This is a genomic window from Gaiella sp. (assembly GCF_035558935.1).
Lineage (GTDB): Bacteria > Actinomycetota > Thermoleophilia > Gaiellales > Gaiellaceae > Gaiella.
In genome coordinates, this window is sequence record NZ_DATMBZ010000068.1 from 1 (window position 1) to 20,693 (window position 20,693).

The 20,693-nt window shown below is 70.6% G+C and carries 22 protein-coding genes; 15 read left to right on the top strand and 7 right to left on the bottom strand.

Annotated features, from left to right (window positions below; translation table 11 throughout):
* Positions 1–63: 63 nt before the first annotated feature.
* Positions 64–888: an amino acid ABC transporter ATP-binding protein gene (locus VNM44_RS07240; protein WP_325624289.1), complete on the bottom strand. Its 825-nt coding sequence runs from the start codon at positions 886–888 to the stop codon at positions 64–66.
* 211 nt (positions 889–1,099) lie between these two features.
* Between VNM44_RS07240 and VNM44_RS07245 the strand changes: the two genes are divergently transcribed.
* From VNM44_RS07245 to VNM44_RS07260, 4 genes are read left to right on the top strand one after another with little or no spacing between them, the layout of a single operon-like run.
* Complete coding sequence (locus VNM44_RS07245; RefSeq protein WP_325624291.1) at positions 1,100–2,188, top strand: cupredoxin domain-containing protein; 1,089 nt, start codon at positions 1,100–1,102, stop codon at positions 2,186–2,188.
* 31 nt (positions 2,189–2,219) lie between these two features.
* Positions 2,220–3,185, top strand: coding sequence for a multicopper oxidase domain-containing protein (locus tag VNM44_RS07250; RefSeq protein ID WP_325624293.1), 966 nt, complete (start codon positions 2,220–2,222; stop codon positions 3,183–3,185).
* Positions 3,182–3,994 carry a cupredoxin family copper-binding protein gene (locus VNM44_RS07255; protein WP_325624296.1) on the top strand — a complete coding sequence of 271 codons (813 nt, stop codon included), beginning with the start codon at positions 3,182–3,184 and terminating at the stop codon, positions 3,992–3,994. The genes VNM44_RS07250 and VNM44_RS07255 overlap by 4 nt, the downstream gene beginning before the upstream one ends.
* Positions 3,995–4,004: 10 nt before the next feature.
* Complete coding sequence (locus tag VNM44_RS07260; RefSeq protein WP_325624300.1) at positions 4,005–5,108, top strand: alcohol dehydrogenase catalytic domain-containing protein; 1,104 nt, start codon at positions 4,005–4,007, stop codon at positions 5,106–5,108.
* Here VNM44_RS07260 and VNM44_RS07265 read toward each other — a convergent pair.
* Positions 5,098–5,403: a hypothetical protein gene (locus tag VNM44_RS07265; protein WP_325624302.1), complete on the bottom strand. Its 306-nt coding sequence runs from the start codon at positions 5,401–5,403 to the stop codon at positions 5,098–5,100. The genes VNM44_RS07260 and VNM44_RS07265 overlap by 11 nt on opposite strands.
* Before the next feature lie 104 nt (positions 5,404–5,507).
* On the opposite strand from VNM44_RS07265, the gene VNM44_RS07270 reads away from it, so the two are divergent.
* The 7 genes from VNM44_RS07270 (at position 5,508) to VNM44_RS07300 (ending at position 11,008) form a co-directional block, all read left to right on the top strand.
* On the top strand, positions 5,508–6,050 hold the full coding sequence (locus tag VNM44_RS07270; RefSeq protein WP_325624306.1) for a MarR family transcriptional regulator: 543 nt from the start codon (positions 5,508–5,510) through the stop codon (positions 6,048–6,050).
* A gap of 31 nt (positions 6,051–6,081) precedes the next feature.
* A complete protein-coding gene (gene thrS / locus VNM44_RS07275) occupies positions 6,082–7,980 on the top strand; it encodes a threonine--tRNA ligase (RefSeq protein ID WP_325624308.1) in 1,899 nt (632 codons plus the stop codon).
* A 207-nt stretch (positions 7,981–8,187) separates the two neighbouring features.
* On the top strand, positions 8,188–8,874 hold the full coding sequence (gene infC, locus VNM44_RS07280; RefSeq protein ID WP_325624312.1) for a translation initiation factor IF-3: 687 nt from the start codon (positions 8,188–8,190) through the stop codon (positions 8,872–8,874).
* On the top strand, positions 8,816–8,950 hold the full coding sequence (locus VNM44_RS07285; RefSeq protein ID WP_325624316.1) for a large ribosomal subunit protein bL35: 135 nt from the start codon (positions 8,816–8,818) through the stop codon (positions 8,948–8,950). Before infC ends, VNM44_RS07285 begins: the two co-directional genes overlap by 59 nt.
* Positions 8,950–9,336 (top strand): 50S ribosomal protein L20, encoded by a 387-nt coding sequence (gene rplT, locus VNM44_RS07290; RefSeq protein WP_325624317.1) that lies wholly within the window; start codon positions 8,950–8,952, stop codon positions 9,334–9,336. The genes VNM44_RS07285 and rplT overlap by 1 nt, the downstream gene beginning before the upstream one ends.
* Positions 9,333–10,337, top strand: a complete 1,005-nt coding sequence (locus VNM44_RS07295; protein ID WP_325624380.1) for a DUF2332 domain-containing protein — start codon at positions 9,333–9,335, stop codon at positions 10,335–10,337. Before rplT ends, VNM44_RS07295 begins: the two co-directional genes overlap by 4 nt.
* Positions 10,334–11,008: an RNA methyltransferase gene (locus VNM44_RS07300; protein WP_325624320.1), complete on the top strand. Its 675-nt coding sequence runs from the start codon at positions 10,334–10,336 to the stop codon at positions 11,006–11,008. The genes VNM44_RS07295 and VNM44_RS07300 overlap by 4 nt, the downstream gene beginning before the upstream one ends.
* Positions 11,009–11,074: 66 nt before the next feature.
* On the opposite strand, the gene VNM44_RS07305 is transcribed toward VNM44_RS07300, so the two are convergent.
* Positions 11,075–12,958 (bottom strand): DUF2207 domain-containing protein, encoded by a 1,884-nt coding sequence (locus tag VNM44_RS07305; protein WP_325624324.1) that lies wholly within the window; start codon positions 12,956–12,958, stop codon positions 11,075–11,077.
* On the bottom strand, positions 12,945–13,616 hold the full coding sequence (locus tag VNM44_RS07310) for a LemA family protein (protein WP_325624327.1): 672 nt from the start codon (positions 13,614–13,616) through the stop codon (positions 12,945–12,947). Before VNM44_RS07310 ends, VNM44_RS07305 begins: the two co-directional genes overlap by 14 nt.
* Positions 13,617–13,682: 66 nt before the next feature.
* Between VNM44_RS07310 and VNM44_RS07315 the strand changes: the two genes are divergently transcribed.
* Positions 13,683–14,426 (top strand): MOSC domain-containing protein, encoded by a 744-nt coding sequence (locus tag VNM44_RS07315; protein ID WP_325624331.1) that lies wholly within the window; start codon positions 13,683–13,685, stop codon positions 14,424–14,426.
* A gap of 49 nt (positions 14,427–14,475) precedes the next feature.
* Here VNM44_RS07315 and VNM44_RS07320 read toward each other — a convergent pair whose 3' ends face one another.
* Positions 14,476–15,189 carry a class I SAM-dependent methyltransferase gene (locus VNM44_RS07320; RefSeq protein WP_325624334.1) on the bottom strand — a complete coding sequence of 238 codons (714 nt, stop codon included), beginning with the start codon at positions 15,187–15,189 and terminating at the stop codon, positions 14,476–14,478.
* Positions 15,186–15,881: a class I SAM-dependent methyltransferase gene (locus tag VNM44_RS07325; RefSeq protein ID WP_325624336.1), complete on the bottom strand. Its 696-nt coding sequence runs from the start codon at positions 15,879–15,881 to the stop codon at positions 15,186–15,188. Before VNM44_RS07325 ends, VNM44_RS07320 begins: the two co-directional genes overlap by 4 nt.
* A gap of 55 nt (positions 15,882–15,936) precedes the next feature.
* Here VNM44_RS07325 and pheS point away from each other — a divergent pair, with 55 nt between their 5' ends.
* The 3 genes from pheS to VNM44_RS07340 are packed head-to-tail and all read left to right on the top strand — an operon-like array spanning position 15,937 to position 19,972.
* The gene (pheS, locus tag VNM44_RS07330) at positions 15,937–16,932 is read left to right on the top strand and encodes a phenylalanine--tRNA ligase subunit alpha (protein ID WP_325624338.1); all 996 of its coding nucleotides are present in this window, start codon (positions 15,937–15,939) and stop codon (positions 16,930–16,932) included.
* Positions 16,929–19,223, top strand: a complete 2,295-nt coding sequence (gene pheT / locus VNM44_RS07335) for a phenylalanine--tRNA ligase subunit beta (RefSeq protein WP_325624340.1) — start codon at positions 16,929–16,931, stop codon at positions 19,221–19,223. Before pheS ends, pheT begins: the two co-directional genes overlap by 4 nt.
* Positions 19,224–19,270: 47 nt before the next feature.
* Positions 19,271–19,972, top strand: a complete 702-nt coding sequence (locus VNM44_RS07340) for a hypothetical protein (RefSeq protein WP_325624342.1) — start codon at positions 19,271–19,273, stop codon at positions 19,970–19,972.
* 13 nt (positions 19,973–19,985) lie between these two features.
* Here VNM44_RS07340 and VNM44_RS07345 read toward each other — a convergent pair whose 3' ends face one another.
* Positions 19,986–20,633 (bottom strand): hypothetical protein, encoded by a 648-nt coding sequence (locus VNM44_RS07345; RefSeq protein ID WP_325624344.1) that lies wholly within the window; start codon positions 20,631–20,633, stop codon positions 19,986–19,988.
* Between the last annotated feature and the right edge of the window lie 60 nt (positions 20,634–20,693).

A 20,693-nucleotide genomic window follows, 5' to 3' on the forward strand; every position in this document is an offset into this window, starting at 1 on the left:
CTCCGAACGCCGCGGCGACGACTGCGACGAGGGCGACCCCGGCCGTCGCGAGGATGATCCTCTTCATCCTGCAGCTCCTTCCTCGTTGGTGACTGACAGTTCTTCGAGCGAATGGGCGAGCTGGAGCGAGCGCCGCAGGAACCGTCGCGTTCGCTCCTCCCGCGGATTGTCGAGAACGTCGGGCGGACGCCCCTGCTCGACGATCTTGCCGCCGTCCATGAAGACGACTCGGTCCCCGACCTCGCGGGCGAACTGCATCTCGTGGGTGACCACCAGCATTGTCGTCCCGTGGTCCCGGGCCAGGTCCCGCATCACGACGAGGACCTCGCCGACGAGCTCGGGATCGAGCGCCGAGGTCACCTCGTCGAAGAGCACGACGTGCGGAGACATCATCAACGCCCGGGCGATCGCGACGCGCTGCTGCTGCCCGCCCGAGAGCTGGTGGGGATGCTGCGAGGCCTTCTCGGGGAGCCCCACGACCTCGAGCAGCTCGCGGGCGCGGCTCTCGGCCTCGGCACGTGGCAGCTTCCGGATGCGGCGGGCCGCGAGCGTCAGGTTCTGCATCACGGTGAGGTGCGGGAACAGGTTGAACTGCTGGAAGACGATCCCGATGCGCTGACGGACCGCGGTGACGTCGACGCCCTTCCTCGTGATCTCCTCCCCCTCGAAGAAGATCCGGCCCGCCTGGATCGGCTCCAGCAGGTTGACGCAGCGCAGGAGCGTGCTCTTCCCGCTGCCGCTCGGGCCGATGATCACGAGCACCTCTCCGGGCGTGACGTCGAGGTCGATCCCGTCGAGCACGAGGTTGTCGCCGAAGCTCTTGCGCACGGCTTCGAGCCGCAGCACGGGCGCGGGCTGCTGCAGCGCCTCCGCGCCGGCTGCGCTCATCGGCGCGCCTCGTCGTCTCGTTCGTTCGGGTCGAGCCGCGTCGTCATCGGATGAATGATTAGAGGCGACTGCGGTCGCGAAAGTCAAGAGCCCCGACGCACTCGCGACTTCACTCGACGCTGACCGAGCAGACGTCTATAGTCGGCCGGCGCGGCGGCAGGCAACGCGTGGAAGTGCGCAACGTCAAGCCCTTGAAAGGGGGGACTATCGAATGAAGTGCTTCGCACTGGCCTGCGCCGTTCTGGCGGCGCTCGCGGTCACGGGCGCGGCGAGCCCGGCGCGGCAGGCCCATTCGGCTACCACGTTCACGGTTTACCTCGGGGAGTTCGCACAGCCACCCGCGAGCCTCAGGAAGGTGCCGGGGACCATCAACCAGTTCCTGCCCGGGAAGGTGACGATCGCCGCCGGCGACAGCGTGACGTTCTCGAGCGCCTCGTTCCACTCCGTGACGTACAACCCGAAGCCGATCCCGCTCCTCATGCCGGATCCGGCCAAGGGAACGTATGCGGGCCTGTCGGACGCGGCAGGGACGCCGTTCTACTTCAACGGGCGGCCCAAGCTGATCTACAACCCGCAGGCCTTCGGGCCGTTCGGGCCGAAGACGATCTCGCCCGGCACGCCGGTTTCGAGCGGCGCCATGGGCCCCCAGGGGCCGAAGGATCCGCCCCAGACCGCCACGTACGCATTCCCGAAAGCGGGGGTCTACACGCTCTTCTGCACCCTGCACCCCGGGATGAAGGGGACAGTCGTGGTCAAGCCGGCGGGCTCGGCCCTGCCGAAGACGCCCGACCAGGTCAAGGCGCAGGCGCTCGCGGCGCAGACCGCCGCCTACCCGAAGGCGATCGCCCTGAACAAGACGAAGGTCGCGGCGCCGAACACGGTCGCGATGGGTGTCGGCGGCGGCGTGGCGATGCTCGCGTACTACCCGAAGGTGCTGAAGGTGAAGGCCGGGACGACCGTCACCTTCGTCAACAAGTCGTCGAGCGAGGTGCACAACATCGTGCTCGGCCCGAAGAAGTACATCGAGGACTTCCAGAAGAAGACCGATCTCTTCCCGACCGGACCGTCGAGCCCGAACCAGGTCTCGCCGGTGCTGCCCTTCGCGACGGATCCGGCCCCGTACAAGTACGACGGCACGACGACGCACGGCAACGGCTTCTTCGTGACGCCGCTGACATCCGGCGCGCCGATCGGGCTCCCGCATGCGTCGCGGGTGACGTTCTCGGCGCCCGGGACCTACAAGTACTTCTGCTGGATCCACGGCCCGGACATGGGCGGCACGGTGGTCGTCACGCAGTGAGCCGTCGAGCGCTGCATCGGCCTGCGTCGCAGTGATCGCGAGGCGGGCTCTCCGAGGGCCGCGGGCGCTTGCGCTCGCGGCCCTCGCCGGCGCGCTCGCCGTCGTCGGCGCGACCGGCGTGCTCACGTCCGTGGCATCCGGCGGCCCGGAGCCCGCGGGCCACGTTCGGGAGTACTGGGTCGCGGCGGTCCCGGTGACGTGGAACGTCGTGCCGAATGGGCGGAACGCGATCGAGGGAGAGTCGTTCACGCCCGACAAGACCGTGTTCCGCACTGTCGTCTACCGGCAGTACACGAAGGACTTCGCGAAGCCGATTCCCAACGAGGCCGGCGACCAGGGGATCCAGGGGCCACTCATCCGGGGACGTGTCGGCGACACGTTGCTCGTCCACTTCCGCAACCTCGACACGCTCACGAACCAGCCCCACTCGATGCACTTCCACGGCGTGCGCTACCAGTTCGGCTCCGACGGCGCGTACATCCCGGGCTTCTCCGGGCCGGGTGCGAACGTCAAGCCGGGCGAGAGCTTCACGTATCGGCTCGTCGCCGAGCGCGCGTCCGAGGGGGTCTGGCCCTACCACGACCATTCGCCGTCGATGACGGAATCGATCGACGGCGGCCTCTACGGCGCTCTCTCCATCCTCGGCCCCAACGAGCGGGCGCCGGACAAGGAGTTCGTCGTCTACCTCTCCTCCCACCTCGGGTTCATGACGATCGACGGCCGCGCGTTCGTCGGCAACACACCGGTTTTCCACGCCAAGGTCGGCGACGTCGTCCAGTGGGACGTCCTCGCGATCGGGGACGACTTCCACACCTTCCACGTGCACGGCCACCGGTGGCTGACGGCGGACGGCCCGCGGGACACGCAGGTCATCGGCCCGGCGGAGAGCTACAAGATCCGCTGGCGCGAGGACATCGCCGGGACATGGCTCTACCACTGCCACGTCGAGAGCCACATGATGAACGGCATGATCGGCATCTACCGCGTGAGTCGATGAAGCGCGCCGCCGTGCTGGCACTCGTAGCCGTGTCGCTCGTTGCGGGAGGAGCCTCGGCCGCCGACGCGCCGGTCCGTACCGTGACGATTCCCGGGAAGCTCTACGAGCCCGACCATCTCGACGTGCTCGTGGGCACGACCGTCACGTGGAAGAACGACGACGCGATCAACCACACTGTCACGGCGGACGACGACGCCTTCTCGTCGGGGTTCGTGCCACCGGGCGGGTCGTTCACGTTCACGTTCGCGAAGCAGGGCCGCTACCCGTTTCACTGCACGATCCACAAGTTCATGAAGGGCGAGGTCGACGTGTTCGGGCTCGTCCTCTCCGGGCCGGAGGGGCCCGTCGCCTCGGGGCGCCGCGTCGTGTTCGCCGGTCTCGCGCCGATCGGGACGGAGACGGTGACGCTCCGCGGCGCCGGCAGTGAGCGCACCGTCCGTGCGCGTCCCGACGGCAGCTTCGTCGTCGGGGTACCGGTCGGCGCTCCCGCCGTCTACCGAGCGCTCGCCGGAAGCCTCGTCAGCCCTGCTGTCCGCGTCCTCGTGCGGCCCCTCGTTCGCGTCGTGAAGGCTGGCGACGCGGTGCACGCCGCTACCGACCCGGCGCGGCCGGGCGCGACGGCGGTGCTCCAGTCGTACGACCGCGAGCGCTTCGCGTGGCGACCCGTCTCGAGGTCGAAGCTCGACGGCCGCTCGCAGGCCAGCTTCGCGATCCCGTCGGGGGCCGATCGCGTCCGGGTGCTCGTCGTCGGCGGCAAGGGCTGGGCCGACGCGGCCTCGCGGCCGCTCGTGCTGTCGGCCCCTCAGTAGGATCGCGCGCGTGAGGATCCGCGCCGCCGTGCTCGAGGAGTTCGGGCAGCCGCTCGTCGTCCAGGACGTCGACCTCGCCGAGCCGAAGACCGGCGAGGTGCTCGTGCGGCTCGCGGCCTGCGGCGTCTGCCACACCGACCTCTACACGGCCTCCGGGGCCGACCCGACCGGCTACGCGCCGTGCGTCCTGGGCCACGAGGGTGCGGGCGTCGTCGAGCGGGTGGGGGACGGGGTGACGCTCGTCCGGCCCGGCGACCACGTGATCACGCTCTTCGCGCCCGAGTGCGGCGAGTGCGTCCACTGCCGCAGCGACCGGACGAATCGCTGCATCGCGATCCGCGAGCAGCAGGGGCTCGGCTACCTCCCCGACGGGACCTCCCGCCTGTCACGCGGTGGGGAGGAGCTCCGCCACTTCATGGGCACCTCGACCTTCGCCGAGTACACGGTGATGCCGGAGATCGCGCTCGCGCACGTGAGCCCCGAGGCGCCGCTCGAGGGCTGCGCGCCGTTTGCCTGCGGGCTCTCGACCGGAATCGGCGCCGTCCTCTACACCGCGCGCGCCGAGCCGGGATCGACGTGCGTCGTCTTCGGCTGCGGCCTCGTCGGGTTGGGCGTCGTCATCGGAGCGCGTTTGGCCGGGGCCGAGCGCATCGTCGCGATCGATCTCTCGGAGGAGCGACTTGCGCAGGCGCGTCACCACGGCGCGACGGATACGCGGCTCGCAGGCGACGACACCGTCGAGTGGATCCGGTCGGAGACGGGAGGCTTCGGCGCCGACTACACGTTCGAGGCGACCGGCAACGTGCAGGTGATGCGGCAGGCGGTCGAGGCGGCGCGCGAGGCGTGGGGGCTCGCGACGATGTGCGGTGTCGCGGGCAAGGGGGAGACGCTCGACATCGTCCCCCGTTTCCTCATCACCGGCCGGCGGGTCACGGGCTCGTCTTTCGGCGGCGTGAAGGGCCGCACGCAGGTGCCGCTGCTCGTCGACCGCTGGCTCGCCGGCGAGATCGACGTCGAGTCGTTGCTCTCGCACCGCCTGAGCCTGGACGAGGTCGATCAGGGGTTCGAGCTGATGGAGCGCCAGGACGGGATCCGCAGCGTGATCACGTTCTGAGACGTGCCAGCTTGAGACCGAACGGGGCTGCGAGCTCGCGCTCGATGTCGCTCTCGGTGAGGAAGGAAACCGTGTGGGTGCCAGGCTCGAGCCTGGCACCCACGCTGCTCTGATGCTGCGTTACGAGCGGCGGGACGCTGCCCTCGTATCCCAGTCGCAGCCCGAGGCGAACGAGTCCCGCTGCGACCGCCCGGCGGAGCGGGCCGGCGTGGGCGGGCATCGCAGAACGGTGCAGGGCGGCCACTCTGGCGGCGGCGAGCTCGTGCCTGATCTCCGGGGTGAGCTGCTCCAGCATGGTCGTCCTCCTCTCCGTCAAGTATCTTTAGATCGAACCTCTCGTGCTGAAGATACACGACCTGGAAGCTTGACGTCAAGAGTCTCGAGATGGAAGATCCCAGCGTGAAGACAAAGCGCCCGACCTCGGAGCCCGACTCGATCGACGAGCAGCTCGAGGTCTGGGGACGCGAGCTGCCGACGCTCGACCTCGAGACCGAGGGGATCGTCGAACGGATCCAGCGGCTCGAGCGGCATCTCGACCGCTCGGCTCGAGAGACGCTCGAGCGGTTCGACCTGAGCCACGGCGAATGGCGTCTGATGGGGCATCTGCGCTACTCCGGCCCGCCGTACCGCGGCAAGCCCGGGAAGCTCGCGAAGCACCTGGGGCTGTCGAGCGGTGCGATGACGAACCGCCTCGACAACATGGAGCGGCGCGGCCTGGTCCGCCGCCTGGACGATCCGGGCGACCGGCGGGGCGTGATCGTCGAGTTGACGGATGCCGGCCAGGAGCTGTGGGAAGAGACGGTCGGGATCCAGGCGCAGAAGGAGGCGTTCGTCGCGGGCGTGCTCGACGAGGACGAGAAGACCCGCCTGAACGACCTGCTGCGGCGGATGGTGCGGGCGTTCGAGGACCTGCACGGCCCGGTGCACAAGCACGGCGCCTGATCCGCTCGGGCGCCGACTATCCTGGCCCGACGTGAACGTGACGCTCCCCGACGGCACCTCGCTCGAGCTTCCCGACGGGTCGAGCGCGCTCGACGCCGCCCGCGCGATCGGGCCGAAGCTCGCCGAGCAGGCGGTGCTCGCGCGCGTCGACGGCGAGCCGCGTGACCTGCGCCTGCCGCTGCCCGACGGCGCGGCGCTCCAGATCCTCACGACGCGCAACCACGACGACCCCGACGCGCTCCACGTCCTGCGCCACTCGGCGGGGCACCTGCTCGCCGAGGCCGTCCGCCGCCTCCATCCCGGCGTCAAGGTCGCGATCGGGCCGCCGGTCGAGAACGGCTTCTACTACGACTTCGAGTTTCCCGAGCCGATCCGTGAGGAGGACCTCGCCGCGATCGAGGAGGAGATACGGCGCGAGCTCGCCGAAGGACGGTCGTGGGAGCGGGTCGAGCTCGGCCGCGACGACGCCCGCGCACGCTTCGAGGCGGAGGGCGAGCCGTACAAGGTCGAGCTCGTCGACACGGCCGAGGGCGACATCTCGCTCTACACGCAGGGCGACTTCACCGATCTCTGCCGCGGACCGCACCTCCAGGACTCGTCGCCGATCAAGGCCCTCAAGCTGACGGGCCTCGCCGGGGCCTACTGGCGCGGGGACGAGAAGAACACCCAGCTGACGCGGATCTACGGGACGGCGTTCTTCACGCAGGCCGACCTCGACGCCTACCTCGAACGGCTCGAGCAGGCGCGTCAGAACGACCACCGCCGGCTCGGGCGCGAGCTCGACCTGTTCCACTTCGACGAGCACTCACCCGGCTCGCCGTTCTGGCACCCGAAGGGCATGGCGCTCGTCAACGTGCTCGAGGACCTGCGGCGCTCCGAGAACGCGCGACGCGGCTACGACGAGGTGCGGACGCCGATCATCTACGACAAGTCCCTCTGGGAGACGTCGGGCCACTGGGAGAAGTTCCGGGAGAACATGTTCCAGATCCGGGTCGACGACGAGCACACATACGCGCTCAAGCCGATGAACTGCCCCGGGCACATGCTCCTCTTCCGCTCCCGCCTCCACAGCTACCGCGACCTTCCGGTCCGGTATGCCGAGGCGGGGCCTCTCCACCGCAACGAGCTCGCAGGCGCGCTCCACGGCCTCACGCGGGTCCGGTACGTGACGCAGGACGACGCGCACATCTTCTGCGCCGAGGATCAGATCGACGCCGAGCTCGACGGCTCGATGGCGTATCTCCGCTACCTGTACGGGCTGTTCGACATCGAGCCGCGGGCGGAGCTCTCGACGCGCCCGGACAACAAGCTCGGCTCCGACGCGGAGTGGGACTTCACCGAGGGAAAGCTGGTCGAGGCACTCGACCGGCACGCGATCGAGTACTTCGTGGGCGAAGGGGAGGGGTCGTTCTACGGGCCGAAGATCGACCTGCACGCGACCGACTCGCTCGGGCGCTCGTGGCAGCTCGGCACGATCCAGCTCGACGCCCAGATGCCCGCGCGCTTCGGCCTGACGTACATGGGCGCCGACAACCGGGAGCATCCGGTGTTCGTCGTCCACCGCGCCTTCTACGGCTCGTTCGAGCGCTTCATCGGGCTCGTCCTCGAGCACTTCCGCGGAGCGCTGCCGACCTGGCTCGCCCCCGTCCAGGTGCGCGTGCTCCCCGTCGCGGAAGACCACCGCGAGGAGGCCGGCGAGCTCGTCTACGCGCTGCACGGCGCGAGCGTGCGGGCCGAGCTCGACCAGCGTGACGAGACGCTCGGCAAGCGCATCCGCGACGCCGAGTTGCAGAAGGTCCCGTACGTCGTCGTCTGGGGCGACCGCGAGGCGCGCGACGCAATGGCGGTCCGCAAGCGAGGAGGCGAGGGCGTCTCGACGATGTCGCTCGACGGCCTCGTCGCCGAGATCGCCGAGCAGAGCCCGCTCTAGCGGAAACCGGCGAAGCCGGATTCCACCGCGCACGTGGCCAGGGTGCTACGCTGCCCCTCTGCAAAGCAGGAGCGGCATCGCCCCTCACCACGCCGGCCACGGGCCGCGCGTGGTTCAACCGAGTCGGATCCGACGAGGGAATGCCGCCGCTGCATGCAGTGGCGTTTCAACGAATGAGGAGGATCGACTCGGCTTGGTGAACTGCCTTTGAGACCGCGGCGTCGTCCCGAGGACAGGACGCGTCCCGTCGTCCAGCAGGATCGGATCAACGAGCAGATCCGCGTGCCGCGGGTCAGGCTCGTCGGTGAGGACGGGGAGCAGATCGGGATCAAGGACACGAAGGAGGCGCTCGAGTACGCGTACTCGAAGAACCTCGATCTCGTGGAGGTGGCCAAGGACGCCGACCCACCCGTAGCGCGGGTCATGGACTACGGCAAGTGGCGCTACGAGCAGGAGCAGCGGGCGAAACAGGCACGGAAACACCAGTCGACGATCAACATCAAGGAGATCAAGTTCAGGCCGAAGATCGGCGTCCACGACTACGAGACCAAGAAGGGCCACGTCGTCCGCTTCCTGAACCAGCGGGCGAAGGTCAAGGTCACGATCATGTTCCGGGGGCGGGAGAACCTCCATCCGGAGCGCGGTCGGACGCTTCTCGAGCGTCTCGCAGAGGACGTCAAGGAGCTCGGGCAGGTCGAGCAGCAGCCGACACTCGACGGCCGGAACATGATCATGGTGCTGGGGCCGACGAAGAACGCAGGAGTGAAACACGATGCCGAAGGTGAAGACGGGGAGCGGAGCGAAGAAGCGCTTCAAGGTGAGCGGGGCGGGAAAGGTGACGCGCCGCCACGCGATGAAGAGCCACAACCTCACGAAGAAGTCGTCGAAGCGTAAGCGCGACTTCGGCAAGAGCCATCCCGTCGCGAAGGTCGACGTGAAGGCCGTGAAGAAGCTCCTGGGGCTCCGGTAATGGCACGCGTCAAGCGATCCGTCCACGCGCGCAAGAAGCGCCGCAAGGTTCTCGAGCAGGCCAAGGGCTATTACGGTCGCAAGAGCACGCACTACAAGTACGCGAAGGAGCAGGTCGAGCACTCGCTCGTGTACGCCTACCGCGACCGACGCAACAAGAAGCGGAACTTTCGCTCGCTCTGGATCGTGCGCATCAACGCGGCAGCCCGGGCGAACGGGCTCTCGTACAACCAGTTCATGAACGGCGTCCACAAGGCGGGAATCGAGCTCGACCGCAAGTCGCTCGCCGACCTCGCCGTCGCCGATCCGGCCGCGTTCACGGCCGTCGCCGAGCAGGCGAAGGCGGCGCTCGCGTCGGGCGACGACGCGAAGTCCGCCGCCGCCTGAGCGCGCTCGCCGACGCCTTCCGCGGGCAGGCGGAGCACTTCGAGGCCCTCGGCTCGCCGGTCTACGCCCGGCTTGCCGAGCGACTCGCGGACGACCCCGCGCCGATCTCGCCGATCGTCGGGGACGACGAGCGGTGGGACGTCCCTCTGCGGCTCTTCGCGGCCGTCCACTATCTCGCCCTCTCGGGCGCCGCGCCCGACGCTCTGAGCGGGCGCTTCGAGGACTTCGCCGCCGCGCTGGCCGGGCACGGGGAGGAGCTGCGGCGGCGCGTCGAGACACACGGCGTTCAGACGAACGAGGTGCAGCGCTGCACGATGCTGCTGCCGACGTTCTTGGCCGCGGCGGCCGAAACCGGTCTTCCGCTCGAGCTGATCGAGCTCGGCCCGAGCGCCGGCCTCAACCTCCTCGTCGACCGCTACCGCTACCGCTACGCGAACGGCTCCTACGGCCCTGCGGACGCGCTGCTCGAGCTGACGACGGACGAGCAGTCGGGAGGAACAGTCCCGGCCTCGCTTCTCGGGCGCGAGCTCGTCGTGCACAGGCGCCGCGGGATCGACCTCGCGCCGGTCGACGCGACGACCCCGGACGGATACCTCCTTTTGCGGAGCTTCGTCTGGCCGGGCCTGGACGAGCGCGTCGCCCGTCTCGACGCCGCGGTCGAAACGCTGCGCCGGATGCCCGAGCGGCCGGAGCTGATCCAGGGCGACTACACGGAGGTGCTGCCCCGGCTCCTCGCCGAGCGAACCGCCGACGCCCTGACGCTCGTGTTCGAGACGTTCTCGACCGTCTACCTGCCCGACGCGGCGGCGCGGCAGCTCGCCGAGGCGCTCGAGACGGCGGGCGGCGACGACAGGCCGCTCGCCTGGGTCTCGGTGCGGCGCTGGGAGCTGGGCGCGGGGACGGACACCGCGTTCGAGCTCGAGCTGCGCGTGTGGCCCGGAGCCTCGCGGGTCGTCGCCCACGTCGACCCGCACGGGAACACCCTCGACTGGCGCCTGTGATCACCTCGCGGGACAACGAGACGCTCAAGCTCGTGCGGAAGCTCCTCGGGCAACGCAAGCATCGTGAGGAGACCGGCCTCTTCGCCGTCGAGGGAGAGGATCTCGTGGCCGCCGCCCGCGAGGCGGGGATCCAGCCGGTCCATCTGCTCGTCGCGGGCGAGACGGTAGAGGCGGAGCTGCTCGCGCGCGTCTCGACGCTGCCGCACCCGGCCCGCGCGATCGGCGTCTATCGGCGCGCCGACCTCCCGGCCGGCGGTCGCGACACCTGTCTCGCGCTGTGGCGTCTGGCCGATCCCGGCAACGTCGGGACCCTGGTCCGCACCGCGGACGCCTTCGGCGCCTGCATCGCGCTCTCCGACGGGTGCGCCGATCCGCTGTCCCCGAAGGCGCTGCGCGCCTCCGCAGGTGCGATCTTCCGCGTGCCGCTCCTCGACTGGGACGACCGCCGCGGACGGTGCGTGGCGCTCGTCGCGCATGGCGGCGAGCCGGTCGCGCAGGTGGATCTCTCACCGCCGGTCACGTTTCTGCTCGGCGCAGAGCGCGCCGGGTTGCCGGACGAACGTGTGGCGGAGTGCGAGAGGGCGACGATCCCGCTGTGCGGCGAAGCCGAGTCGCTGAACGTGGCTGCGGCGGGAGCGATTGCCTTGTACGAGGCGTCGCGCCGCGTTTGACCCAGAGCGCAACCGACCCTCGTATGCATCGCGGGGGACGGGCCCCTTCGGGGCCAGTCCCCTGGGTCAGCCAAACCCTCCGCCGCCTCCGCCGCCTCCGCCGCCCCCTCCACCGGAGAACCCGCCGCCGAAGCCGCCGGAGCCGGACGAGGGCGGCGCGAGGGCCGAACCGAAGCCGGAGGCGAGGTCGCCGATCGACATCGCCGAGGCGCCGCTGCCGAGGTTGCCCTGGCCCGAGATCCAGTAGACGGAGCTCGCCTGGGCCATCGCCTCGGGCATCGCGATGTGCGCGGCCTGGAGGACGCGGTCCGCGATCCCGAAGGCGATGCCGTAGACGAGCAGCCGCTCCCAGAGCTGGAGGGTCGCGGGCGGCGCCTCCTGGAGCCGCGGGAAGTCCTGGAGGTAGCGTCGGAAGGCGTCCCAGCGCTCCGCCTCGAGCGCGGCAGGACCGGAGCGGCGGCGCCAGAGCTTGCGGCGGGTGGTGGCGCCGAGCAGCACCGCAGCGTTGACGAAGGCCGCGACGCCGAGCGCGAGCAGCACGACGTCGCTCCACCGGGGGTACACGGAACGCCAGCCGTCGATCGCGATGTACGCGAGCAGCGCCCCGATGGCCGCGAACACGACGATGCCGAGGATCAGCGGCACGAGGCCGATCGACCGGAACCAGCCGCGGTTCGTCACCTCGCCTTCGACGGCCGCCTTGAACCCCTCGAACCGAGGCGCCATCGAGGAGCGTTCGTCCTCGATCTTGCCGCGGAACTCGGACAGGCGCGTGCTGCCGCCGTCGAGCACGTGGTCGACGACCGAGGTGACCGACTTCTCCCACGTGGTCAGCTCGACCGGAGTGCCGCGCGACAGGTCGAGATCCGCAACGTGCTCCTGGCGCAGCCCACCCCAGAGGCTCCGTTCCGTCGTCACCTGCCCCGCGGAGTAGTGCCCGCGGCGGATGAGGTCGAAGAGCGTCGCCGTGAACTCGAACGAGCCGGCTTCACCGCCCTGCCGCAGCAGTGTCGGCACGAGCGCGGGTGCAGTGTCGGTCGGCGGCTCCTGCTCGTACTCGCGGTCGTAGCCCGTCTCGACCTCGCGCCCGAACCGCCAGAACACGAACGTCGAGATCGCGAGCGCGGGGAGCGCACCGATCGCAAGGAGGATCAGAGCCGTCCGCCACGGGTGAGCGATCGCAGAGTCGATCCGCTCCTTGTCGCGCTCGTAGGCCCGCGCGTCGTCGCGCTCCTCCGCGGTGATCTTGCCGAGCCCGTTCCCCCGCTGCACCTTCATGCCCGCCGTCGAGGTGAACGACTGGCGCGGATAGAGGGCCCGGAGCTCGACGAACTGGCCGGCGTCGACGTCGAGCGCCCGGAGCAGGGCCGAGTGCCCGTTCAGCGTGACATCGCCGCGCACCCAGACGGGATGCCCCCAGGCCCTGACGACGTCCCCTGGGCCGGTCATGGTCGCCGTGAGGCGCCCGAGGCGCTGCTTCCACTCGTCGCCCCAGACCTTGAGGTTCACGTCGACGACGTCGTCGTAACCCACCGCGAGGCCCGTGAAGCGGTAGTGGACCTTGAAGGTCCGCTGCTGGAAGCCGTCCGACTGGAAGCGCCACACCACCCGAATGCGCTTGCCGAGATCGGCGACGCCGAACGTCCCGGCCGGGCCGCCCGGCTCGAGGTCGGTCGGCGCGCCGGGCTGGAACGGCCTACCGTTCTCCGAGACGCCGATCTCGTCGATGCGCTCGCCGGAGCGCAGCGGGATCTCCCGGAATCCGTAGGTGAAGGAGCCCGAGAAGGCGACCGTGATCGCCTCGTCGACCGCGACGGAGCCGTCGGGTCGGACGGTCGCCTGGACGTCGCTCGAGACGAGCTCGTAGCTCTGGGCCTGGGCGACGCCGGTGAGCGTGAGCGCGGCGGCCGCGACCGCCGCGAGCGCGAGCGCCTTCCTAGCTCGTGCCACCGGGCGCGCTCGAGCCGCCCGCCTCGGGCTCGGCGGGCGCGACGGGAGGCACGGGGGTCGTCGACGGCGGCGGCTCCACGGATGCGGCCGCCGGACCGGCGCCCGGCGAGAAGTCGACGCGCGGCGCCTCGCGCTGCGTCTCGTCCGTCTCGAAGAACTCACGCTTCGCGAAGCCGAACGGCCCGGCGAGCACCACGCCCGGGAACGTCTGGATCGCGTTGTTGTAGGTGAGGACCGTGTCGTTGTAGACCTGCCGCGAGACGGCGATCCGGTTCTCCGTCTCGGCGAGCTCGCTCTGCAGCTGACGGAAGTTCTCGTCCGCCTGGAGCTCCGGGTACGCCTCTGCGACCGCGAACAGCCGGCCGAGCGCCTGGCCGAGGATGCCCTCGGCTGCGGCCGTGTCGGCCGGACCCTGCGCCCGCTGGGCGTTGGCCCGCGCCTCGGTGACGGCCTCGAACGTGCCGCGCTCGTGCGCCGCGTAGCCGCGGACCGTCTCGACGAGGTTCGGGATCAGATCCCACCGGCGCTTGAGCTGGACCTCGATCTGCGCCCACGCGTTGTCGACGCGATTGCGGTAGCGGACGAAGCGGTTGTAGAGCGCGATCAGCGCGATCACGATCAGCGCGACGATCACGAGGAGAACGATGATCCAGACCATTCGCGGGCGATCCTATGCGTCGGCCGGCGGTCGCGTCCACCCGCCTCTGTAGCATCGCCCGCCGGTATGACCATCGCGAAGGTCGCCCGCATCAACGTCACGCCGGTGAAGAGCCTTCGCCTCCACCACCCGGAGGAGGTCGAGCTCGGGCCGGACGGCGCACGTGAGGATCGGCGCTTCCTGTTGGTGGACGACGGGCTGCGGCTCTACAACGGCAAGCGCGACACCTCCCTCGTGCGGGCCTCGGCGGAGTGGGATCCCGGGTCGCGCGTGCTCGGCTTGACGCTCCCCGGCGGTGAGGCGGTCGAGGGAGACGTGGTCCGCGGGAAAGACGTCACGGTGACGGTCTACGGGCGCGACGTGCACGGACATGTCGTCGTCGGCCCGTGGGCGGACGCGTTGTCGGACCTCGTCGGACGCTCGTTGACGCTCGTGGAGCGGACGAACGGCGCCTGGGCGACGGACTCGCGCCCGGCGACCATGATCTCGCACGCGTCGGTCGCGCTGATCGACGGCGACGGACGCCGGTTTCGGATGCTGCTCGAGCTCGACGGCCCCGACGCGCTCGGCGAGGAGCGGTGGACCGACAGACGGGTGCGGGCGGGAGAGGCACTCCTTCTCGTGGGCAGGCCGACCCCGCGCTGCGCGGTCCCGTCGGCGAGCCCGGACACGGGCTGCCGGGACCGCGATGTCCTCCGCGAGCTCGTTGCCGCACGCGGGGACGTGGAGGGCGAGGCCTGTATCGGCGTCTACGCCGAGGTGCTCGAGCCGGGCACGGTGCGCGTCGGCGACGACGTCGAGGTGCTCTGAACCCAAGCGGGGCGAGGCTGAAGCCACGCGGGTGCATGCCCTTCTCGCGTCAGCGCGGACGCCGGCAGACCCAGATCTGGTCCTCGCCGCCCTCGTAGGGCCGGCGGTCGAACCAGCCGTAGAGGTCGTCGACGACGAAGCCGGCTTCTTCGATCAGGTGGTGCCACTCCGGAGCCGAGAGCCAGTGGAGCTCGAACGTGGTCGCCTCTTCGCTGCCGCGCACGGAGAGCGCGAGCGTTCGCGTGCGGAGATCCCAGTCCGCGCGCTCGAAGATCCCGGGCTCGCGCTCGAGCCAGAGGCCGTCCGTCTCCTCGATGTCCTCCCGGCTCGGGGCGAACACGTCGAAGACGAGCCGGCCGCCGGGCAGGAGAAGCGAGGCCGCGGCCCGCAGCGCGCGCAGCTTCTGCTCCTCGTCCACCATGTGCAGCAGGGAGCGGAACGGGACCGTCACGAGCGGGACGCGCTCGTCGACCGGCGGCTCGCGCAGGTCACCCTGGCGGAGGTCGACGAGCTCCCAGACGCCTTCCCGCTCCGCGTACTCGCGTGCGCGGGCGAGCATCGCGGAGGACTGGTCGACGCCGATCACGCGAATACCCGCCTTCGCGACCGGCACTGCGATCCGGCCCGTTCCGACCGCCAGCTCGACCACCGGCCCGCCCGAGGCGACGGCCTCGGCGACGTACAGCTCGACGTCCTCGGTCACGGAGACCGACCACGGGTCGTAGATCGTGGCGATCCTGTCGTACAGCGCGTCGGTGCTCATGCCGGCTTCCGCGCCATGTAGACCGCCTCGCGGCTCGACTCGTCGAAGGGGCTGCGGTCGAACCAGCCGTAGCGCGCCTCGACTTCGAGGCCCGACTCCTCGACGAGCCGGTCCCACTCCGCGGGGTCGGCCCACCAGAGCGGGATCGTCGGGCCTCCCTCGAGGGAGAGGTCGATCCGACGCTCGTCGTGGTCGTAGTCGACGCGGTGACGGACGCCTCCCTGCTCACGCCACTGCCCGTCGAGCTCGGCCGCGATCTCGGGGTCGAAGACGAAGGCGTTCCAGGCAAAGCGTCCGCCGGGGCTCAGCGTGTCGAAGACACCGCGGAAGACGCGGAGCCGCTCGTCGTGCCCGTGAACGTGGAGGAGCGAGCGAAAAGGGCAGATGACGAGGTCGGTCCGCTCCTCGAGGGCCAGCTCCCGCATGTCGCCGAGCCGCAGATCGAGCTCGACGCCGGCCGCACGGGCGCGCTCGGACGCTCCGGCAAGCATCGCCGGCGACACGTCGATCCCGATCACCCGTCGGCCCGTCCGCACGGCGATCGGGACGGCGACCCGACCGTTCCCCACCGCCAGCTCGACCACGGGCCCTTCCGCCTCGGCCGCGAGCGAGACGTAGAAGTCGACATCGTCCTCACCGATCGGGCCCGTCCACTCGTCGTAGACCGCGGCAAAGGCGTCGTACTCGCTCATGCGTCCGATTCAAGCACCAAGTTGCAATGTGTCACTTGCTAGCCTCGGACGTCCCATGGACGTCGAGGCGCTCGAGCAGGCGGCCCTCGCGGCGGTCGCCGCCGCGTCGTCCACGGACGAGATCGAGTCCGCTCGCGTCGAGTACCTGGGGCGCAAGAGCGAGCTCAAGCTCGCGCTCCGCGAGGTGCGCGACCGTGAGACGGGCATGACGCTCAACGCCGTGCGCGAGCGGATCGAGAGCGCCGTGGACGACCGCGAGGCCGAGCTCGCCCGGGCCGAGCTCGACCGGCGCCTCCTCGAGGAGCGCGTCGACGTGACGCTTCCCGTCGGCGGCTACGAGCGCGGGCACCTGCACCTGATCACCCAGATCCGTCGCGAGGTGGAGGATGTCTTCCTCGGGCTCGGATACCGGGTCGTCGACGGCCGGGAGGTCGAATCGACGCGGTACAACTTCGACGGCCTCAACTTCCCGCCCGGCCATCCCGCCCGGTCGCGTCTGCACTCCCTGTTCGTCGACGACGACACGGTGCTCCGCACCGAGACGTCTCCCACGCAGATCCGGACGATGGAGGCCGAGCAGCCGCCGATCTACATCGTCACGCTCGGCCGCGTCTATCGCCGCGACACACCCGACGCGACCCACACGCCGATCTTCCACCAGGTCGAGGGGCTCGCCGTGGACGAGGGGATCACGCTCGCCGACCTCGAGGGGACGCTCGACTTCCTGCTCAAGGCGCTCTTCGGGCAGGAGCGCCGCACGGAGTTCCGGACGCACTACTTCCCCTTCACGGAGCCCTCGATCGAGGCGTACGTGTCCTGCCACGTGTGCGACGGCGCCGGCTGCCCCGTCTGCCGGCACTCCGGCTGGATCGAGGTCGGCGGGGCGGGGATGGTCGAGCCGAAGCTGTTCGAGTTCGTCGGGTACGACCCCGAGCGCTACACGGGCTTCGCGTTCGGCTGGGGCCTCGAGCGGATCGCGATGCTCCGCCACGAGTTCCCGGATCTCCGCGAGCTGTGGCGCAACGACCTCCGCTTCTCGAGGCAGTTTTGAGAGTCCCCGTCTCCTGGCTGCGCGAGTACGTCGAGACGACGGCGACGCCGCACGAGATGGCGCGGCGGCTCGCGATCTCGTCGCTCGAGGTGGAGCGGGTGATCGACGTCGGCGTTGCCGACACGCCCGGGAACCTGGCGCACTTCCGGGTCGGGCGCGTCGTCTCCGCCGAGCCGCACCCGAACGCGGACCGCCTGCAGCTCTGCCAGGTCGACGTCGGCAACCCCGACCCGCAGCAGATCGTCTGCGGTGCCTGGAACTTCGGCGCGGGCGCGACGGTCGCCGTCGGGCTCCCCGGCGCGCTGCTGCCCGGATTCCCCGGGCCGCTCGAGGAGCGGCCGCTCCGCGGCGAGGTCTCGCGCGGGATGATCCTCGCCGAGGACGAGATCGGCCTCGGCGCCGACCACGCCGGGATCATGCTGCTGCCCGACGGGCTCGAGCCGGGGACGCCGCTCGCCGACGTGCTGCCGCTCGTCGACCACGTGCTCGACGTCCTGCCGACCATGAACCGGCCCGATCTCCTGTCGATGGTCGGGATCGCCCGGGAAGTCACCGCCCTGCTGGACGGGGAGCTGCGGTTGCCCGAGCCGGAGGATCCGCCCGTGACCGGGATGCAGACCGTCGACGTCGTCGTGGACGACTTCGAGGGCTGCCCACGGTACATCGGCCGAGGCTTCGCGAACGTCGCGGTGGGCCCGTCGCCACAGTGGCTGCGCAGCCGCCTCCACCTCGCCGGGATGCGCTCCATCTCGAATGTCGTGGACATCACGAACTACGTCATGCACGTCTGGGGGAGCCCGTTACACGCATTCGACCGCGCTCTCCTCACGGACGGTCGCATCGTCGTGCGGCGCGCGCGCGAGGAAGAGACGCTCCGCACGCTCGACGGCACGCTGCGCCGGCTCCTGCCGAGCGATCTGCTCATCACGGACGGCGAACGCCCCGTCGCGCTCGCGGCGATCATGGGCGGCCTCGCGTCGGAGGTCTCCGATGCAACCACCGAGGTGCTGCTCGAGGCCGCGAACTTCGAGCCGATCGGCGTCCTGAGAACCTCGGAGCGGCTCGGTCTCCGGACTGAGGGTTCGAACAAGTGGGAGAAGGGCGTCGATCCCTACGCCGCCGAGCCGGCGGCCGTGCTCGCAAGCCGTCTGCTCGTCGACCTCACCGGCGCGGAGCTCACCGGCTCGGTCGACGTGAACGACGGCCTGCCCGACCGTCCCGTCGTGCTCGTTCGTCCCGAGCGCACGTCGCGGCTGATCGGGCTCGACGTCGCGCCGGAAGAGCAGCGCTCGCTCCTCACCAGGCTCGGGTTCGAGCTCGACGACGGCTGGCGCGTGACCGTCCCGACCTTCCGGGCGCGCGACGTGACCCGCGAGGTCGACCTGATCGAAGAGGTCGCGCGAGCGGTGCTCGATCGGGTCCCGCACACGCTCCCTCTCCGGCGCTCGGTCGCAGGGCACCTCACGCCCGACCAGCGCTTTCGCCGGCTGCTCGAGGACGTCCTCGTCGGCGCCGGCTTCTCGGAGGCCTACACGTGGAGCCTCGTCGCGTCCGACCCGGACCCCAACGCGATCCGGCTTCTCGACCCCATGACCGTCGAGCAGGCCGTGCTCCGGACGACGCTGCTGCACGGGCTCGTCGACGCGGCACGGGTGAACGTGGACGCGGGAAACCAGTCGATCCGTCTCTTCGAGCTGGCGCACGTCTACCGGCCCTCCGGCGACGCGCTGCCCGAGGAGCGTTGGCTCCTGGCCGGTATCGCCGAGGGCGGCTTCGAGGCGGCGCGACGGGCCGTCGAAGCGATCCATGCCTCGGCGCACCTGCCGCTCGAGCTCCGCCGGACGACCCATGACGCGCTTCACCCAGGGAAGGCGGCCGCTTCCGACGCCGGCTGGCTCGGGGAGCTCCATCCGACATACCTCGAGGGGTCGTGGGGTGTCTTCGAGCTCGACGTCGAGGCGCTCGCCTCGCGGCTTCCCGAGCGGATCCTCTACGAGGACGTCGTCACGTACCCCGCGAACCGCCAGGACATCGCCGTCGCGGTCGGCGAGGACGTGGAGGCCGGCGCCCTCGTCGCCGCGGCGCGCGAGACGGGCGGCACGGAGCTGCGGGAGGTGCGCGTCTTCGACGTCTACCGCGGCGACCAGGTGGGGGAGGGGCGGAAGTCCGTGGCGCTCCACCTCGTCTTTCAGGCCCCGGACAGGACGCTGACCGACGAGGAGGCCGAGGTCGCCCGGACTCGGATCGTCGAGGCGCTCCGCGAGCGCTTCGACGCCGAGCTCCGCGCGTGACGGCATTCGCGCAATCCGATCCGGCCCGAGCTGCGTAAGGAGGGACAGTGAAGCGTCGTCACGGCATTGCCGGCATCGCGGTCGCCGCTCTCGTCGTCGCCGCGTCGGCAGGCGCGGAGGAGACGAAGCTCGCGGGAACCGTCGGGCCCGGCTTCTCGATCACGCTGAAGACGCCGGACGGCGCCGACGTGAAGACGCTCCAGGCCGGCGCGGCCGAGATCGAGGTGAAGGACCTCTCGGAGGAGCACAACTTCCACCTGAGCGGGCCCGGTGTCGACGTCACCACGGGCGTGGAGACGACCGGCGACACGACGTTCCGCGTCACGCTGGGAGACGGGAGCTACCGGTTCGTCTGTGACGTGCACCCGTCGAGAATGGTCGGCACGTTCACCGTCGGCGCGGGCGCGCCGCCGCCCACCACGACGCCGCCGCCTCCGCCTGCTCCACCCGCCCCGTCGGCGAAGGTCGGGTCGCGGCTCGCGCTCACCGTCGGGCCCACGGCGACGATCTCGCTGAAGACCCTCGCGGGCAAGCGGGTGACGTTGCTCCGCCCAGGCGCCTACACGGTCGTCGTCCGGGACCGCTCGAAGGCGCACAACGCACGCCTCCGCGGCGCCGGGGTCTCGCAGGCGACCGGCGTCGGGTTCGTCGGGACCAAGACCTGGCGCGTCGTGCTCCGGAAGGGCACGCTCGTCGTCCAGTGCGATCCGCATCGCACGACGATGCGGACGACCGTCAAGGTCGCCTGAGCTCTGTCCTTCGTCAGAGGGCCTTGCCGCCGACGTACCACACGACGCCCTGCGTGGCGACGTTGTGGGCGTCCGACAGCACGCGGAGCACCGAGACGCGCCCCTCGATTGCCTCCTCGTCGAGCCGTTCGAAGCATCGCCGCGCCATCTCCGGGGAGACGCCGTAACCGGTCCGGCTCGCGCAGCGGAACGTGAACGCAACCTGGCCGTGCTCGCGCGTGGGGTTCAGCGGAGCGCAGAGGAGCGCCGCGCGCGGCAGCAGCGCGCTCGAGCCGAGCTCGAGTCGGCAGAGGAGGTCGCTCCATCCCGCGGGCAGCTCCGCCAGCGCGGCGTCCCACGAGTCGACGGCGGGCTCGGACGGCGCTTCGGCGGCCGACGTCGGCTCGGTCTCGACGACGCCGTGCTGCTCGAGGATGCACCAGATGCGCGCGTCGTCGAGTCGGCCGAAGAGGCGACGGGCGGCCTCCGGGCCGGACGCGCCGCCGGCGCGACGGACGGTGAAGGCGAGCTCGTCGCGGGCGAGGCCCACGTTCATCGGGCCGAGGATCCGGGCCGCCTCGGAAAGCTCCTCGGGCTGCTCGGTGCGAAGCCGGAGGGCGACCGTCTCCCAGTCGCCGGGGAGGCGCCGCTCGAGCGCGCCCCACTGATCCACCAGCTTCACGGCGGTCAGCATAATGACGCGCGTGACCCGGGTCGAAGCCGAGCCGCGCGCCGGGACCGT

Bases quoted from the DNA above. Each gene is read 5' to 3' on its own strand.
- VNM44_RS07320 (WP_325624334.1), bottom strand. From the start codon at position 15,189: ATGAGCACCGACGCGCTGTACGACAGGATCGCCACGATCTACGACCCG.
- VNM44_RS07245 (WP_325624291.1), top strand. From the start codon at position 1,100: ATGAAGTGCTTCGCACTGGCCTGCGCCGTTCTGGCGGCGCTCGCGGTC.
- VNM44_RS07255 (WP_325624296.1), top strand. From the start codon at position 3,182: ATGAAGCGCGCCGCCGTGCTGGCACTCGTAGCCGTGTCGCTCGTTGCG.
- VNM44_RS07315 (WP_325624331.1), top strand. From the start codon at position 13,683: ATGACCATCGCGAAGGTCGCCCGCATCAACGTCACGCCGGTGAAGAGC.
- rplT (WP_325624317.1), top strand. From the start codon at position 8,950: ATGGCACGCGTCAAGCGATCCGTCCACGCGCGCAAGAAGCGCCGCAAG.
- VNM44_RS07265 (WP_325624302.1), bottom strand. From the start codon at position 5,403: ATGCTGGAGCAGCTCACCCCGGAGATCAGGCACGAGCTCGCCGCCGCC.
- VNM44_RS07325 (WP_325624336.1), bottom strand. From the start codon at position 15,881: ATGAGCGAGTACGACGCCTTTGCCGCGGTCTACGACGAGTGGACGGGC.
- VNM44_RS07310 (WP_325624327.1), bottom strand. From the start codon at position 13,616: ATGGTCTGGATCATCGTTCTCCTCGTGATCGTCGCGCTGATCGTGATC.
- pheS (WP_325624338.1), top strand. From the start codon at position 15,937: ATGGACGTCGAGGCGCTCGAGCAGGCGGCCCTCGCGGCGGTCGCCGCC.
- VNM44_RS07240 (WP_325624289.1), bottom strand. From the start codon at position 888: ATGAGCGCAGCCGGCGCGGAGGCGCTGCAGCAGCCCGCGCCCGTGCTG.